The organism is Streptomyces longispororuber (genome assembly GCF_024448165.1).
Classification (GTDB): domain Bacteria; phylum Actinomycetota; class Actinomycetes; order Streptomycetales; family Streptomycetaceae; genus Streptomyces; species Streptomyces longispororuber_A.
Map to the genome: position 1 here is coordinate 1 of NZ_JAMOLN010000394.1, position 3,226 is coordinate 3,226.

At 71.3% G+C, this 3,226-nt stretch carries 4 protein-coding genes; 2 read left to right on the forward strand and 2 right to left on the reverse strand.

The features are described 5' to 3' along the window. On the reverse strand, positions 1-684 hold a 684-nt coding region (locus tag M4J07_RS47210; protein ID WP_255983486.1), incomplete at its 3' end, for a M56 family metallopeptidase. A gap of 2 nt (positions 685-686) precedes the next feature. Continuing rightward, complete coding sequence (locus tag M4J07_RS47215; protein ID WP_255983491.1) at positions 687-1,103, reverse strand: BlaI/MecI/CopY family transcriptional regulator; 417 nt, start codon at positions 1,101-1,103, stop codon at positions 687-689. Between the two features lie 162 nt (positions 1,104-1,265). Here M4J07_RS47215 and M4J07_RS47220 point away from each other — a divergent pair, with 162 nt between their 5' ends. Continuing rightward, complete coding sequence (locus tag M4J07_RS47220) at positions 1,266-1,841, forward strand: TerD family protein (protein ID WP_255983488.1); 576 nt, start codon at positions 1,266-1,268, stop codon at positions 1,839-1,841. Positions 1,842-2,005: 164 nt separating this feature from the next. Next, positions 2,006-3,160, forward strand: coding sequence for an acyltransferase family protein (locus M4J07_RS47225; protein WP_255983490.1), 1,155 nt, complete (start codon positions 2,006-2,008; stop codon positions 3,158-3,160). The last annotated feature ends 66 nt before the right edge of the window (positions 3,161-3,226 follow it).

A 3,226-nucleotide genomic window follows, 5' to 3' on the forward strand; every position in this document is an offset into this window, starting at 1 on the left:
CGCCTTGCCGACCGCGCGTGCGGTGAGGCGGCGGTCGCCGACGGCGCGGGCCGCGTCCTCGTCGGCCCAGCGCTCCACCGTGTAGGTCACCGCGGTGCGCAACGGCCGCAGGAACGGGTTGGCGCGGGCCGCGAGGCCGACCAGGAGCAGGTGCCGGTGGTGGCGGCCCGCCAGATGGGCCCGCTCGTGCGCGAACAGGGCTCTGCGCTCGGCGGATCCGAGGCCCGCGAGCATCCCCGTCGACACGACGATCCGGCCCTCCGGGAGCGTGTGGGCGTACGGGATCTCGTCGGGCAGCACCGCGATCCGGCGGCCGCCCGGGAGGCCGGCGAGGGCGCGGGCCGCCTGGCGTGCGGTCCTGCGACGGTGCGTCAGGAACGCTCCGCAGGAGAGCAGCGCCGCCGCGAGCGCCACGATGGCGGTCTTGCCGACGACCTCGTCGTGCGGCACCGCGGCCCGTACCTCGGGGTCGGCCCAGCCGTCCGGCAGCGGGTTGCCCGGCAGTTGGGCGGTGCCGACGATCGCGAGCAGGCCGAGGCAGAGCGTGCTGCACAGGGCCAGGACGAAGCCGACGCCGGTCAGCAGGCGGGTGGCCGCGCGCGGGTGGAGGTGCCGTTCGGCGAGCCGCGCGACCGGCCAGGCGGTCAGCGGCAGGATCAGGGGCAGGAAGACGAAGACGCCCATCGTCAGCCGCCCCCGGCGCCGTCCGCTCCCGGGCCCTCCTCGTCGGCGAGGAGTTCGCGCAGCAGCCGCTCGTCGCCCGCGGACAGGCTCGACACGAAGCTGGCGAGGACCGCGGCCCGGTCGGACTCGCCGTCCAGGACCCGGCGCATCCGGTGCGCGGCGAGGCCGGCCTCGTCGGACGCGGCGGTCCAGGTGAAGGAGCGGCCGACCCGCTCGCGGGTGACGGCGCCCTTCGCCTGGAGGCGGGTGAGGATCGTCATCACCGTCGTATACGCGAGGGTGCCGCCGAGGCGTTCGCGCACCCAGGCCGCCGTCGCCGGGCCGTGCGCCTCGCACAGCGCCGCGAGCACCTGGCCCTCCAGCTCACCCTGACCGCGCCTGCGCCCGCCCTCGGCGCCCTCAGCGTTCTCGGCGCCCACAGCGCTCTCAGCGCTCTCCTCGTGGCTCACCACGTCACCCTCACCCTCCTCCTCCGCTTCAGCGCCTCATCGTAGTGAGCGGGGTCCCCTCCTCCCCTCCGGCAAACTTCTACAGTGTTGTAGATTTCAGGCTACGTTCCCCACCGTACGGAGGAGAAGACCGTGGGAGTTTCCCTGTCCAAAGGCGGCAATGTCTCGCTCAGCAAGGAGGCGCCGGGCCTGACCGCGGTTCTGGTGGGTCTCGGCTGGGACGTGCGCACCACCACCGGTGCCGACTACGACCTGGACGCCTCCGCGCTGCTGTGCGACGCGTCCGGGAAGGTGGTCTCCGACCGGCACTTCGTCTTCTACAACAACCTCACCAGCCCGGACGGCTCGGTCGAGCACACCGGCGACAACCTCACCGGCGAGGGTGACGGCGACGACGAGAGCGTCAAGGTGAACCTGGCGGCCGTGCCCGCCGAGGTCGACAAGATCGTCTTCCCCGTCTCGATCCATGACGCCGAGTCGCGCGGGCAGAGCTTCGGGCAGGTCAGGGGCGCCTTCATCCGCGTCGTGAACCAGGCGGGCGGCGCCGAGATCGCCCGCTACGACCTCACCGAGGACGCCTCCACGGAGACCGCGATGGTCTTCGGCGAGCTGTACCGGCACGGGGCGGAGTGGAAGTTCCGCGCCGTCGGCCAGGGCTACGCGTCGGGCCTCGCGGGCATCGCGTCCGACTTCGGAGTCAATGTCTGACCCCGTCCCGACTTCGGTCTGTGACAGCCGCCACCCATGACCAGCACAGGTTTACGGGCGGCTCGGTCGGTGACTACGGTGCCTTGGATGTCTCGCAGCCACTTGAACCTCACAAACCTGAGAAGACGTGATTTCGGGAGCCGGGGTTCCACACGGGAGGGATCGTGAGCGAACCGGTTCGGATCGCGGCCCGACGGAGTCCGCTGCCCGAGCAGCGCGCCACCACCGGACCGCCGCATGCGAGCACCGCCGCTCCGAGGCCTTCGGAGACTCCGGCCCCCGCGGGGAAGAAGCCGGGAAAAGCGCGGGACGCGTTCTTCGACAACGCGAAGTACCTGGCGATCGTGCTGGTCGCGATGGGCCACTCCTGGGAGCCGCTGCGCGGTGACAGCCGGGCCGCGGCCGCCCTCTACATGACGGTCTACACGTTCCACATGCCGGCGTTCATCGTGATCTCCGGCTACTTCTCGCGGTCCTTCGACGCGAGCCCCACCCGGCTGAAGAGGCTGGTCACCGGGGTGGCCGTGCCGTACGTGATCTTCGAGGTGGCGTACACCTTCTTCAAGCGGACGGCCGGGGACGACCCTTCGTACCCGATCAGTCTGCTCGATCCCTGGTACCTGACCTGGTTCCTGATCGCGCTGTTCGTGTGGCGCCTGTCCACCCCGCTGTGGAAGGTGATCCGCTGGCCGCTGCCGGTGGCGCTCGCCATCGCCGCGCTCGCCTCGGTCTCCCCCGACATCGGTGACGACCTGGACCTCCAGCGCGTGCTGCAGTTCCTGCCGTTCTTCGTGCTCGGCCTGGTCCTCAGGCCTGAGCACTTCCAGCTGGTGCGCCGCAAGGAGGCGCGGATCCTGGCGCTTCCGGTGCTCGCGGCCGCGCTGGTCTTCGCGTACTGGGCAGCGCCGCGGATGAACGCCGCCTGGTTCTACCGGCGCGACAGCGCCCAGGAGTTGGCCGCGCCCGGCTGGAGCGGCGCCGTGATGACGCTCGCCATGTTCGGCTGCTCGGTGATCCTGGTCGCGTGCTTCTTCGCCTGGGTGCCGGGGCGCAAGCTCTGGTTCACGGCGCTGGGGGCCGGGACGCTGTACGGGTACCTGCTGCACGGCTTCGTCGCCAAGGGCTCCCGGTTCTGGGACTGGTACGAGGTCGACTGGGTGCACACGCCGGCCGGGCAGATCGTGGTGACCGTGGCCGCGATGACGCTCATCACCGTGCTCTGCACGCCGCCCGTGCAGCGCATGTTCCGGTTCGCGATGGAGCCGAAGATGGAGTGGGCGTTCAAGCGGGACGCGGCCGAGGTCGCGCGCAAGCGGTAGCCGTCGGCAGGAGTAGGTCCGAGGAGGAGGGAGGGTGCGTTCCGCACCCTCCCTCCTCCTCGTTCG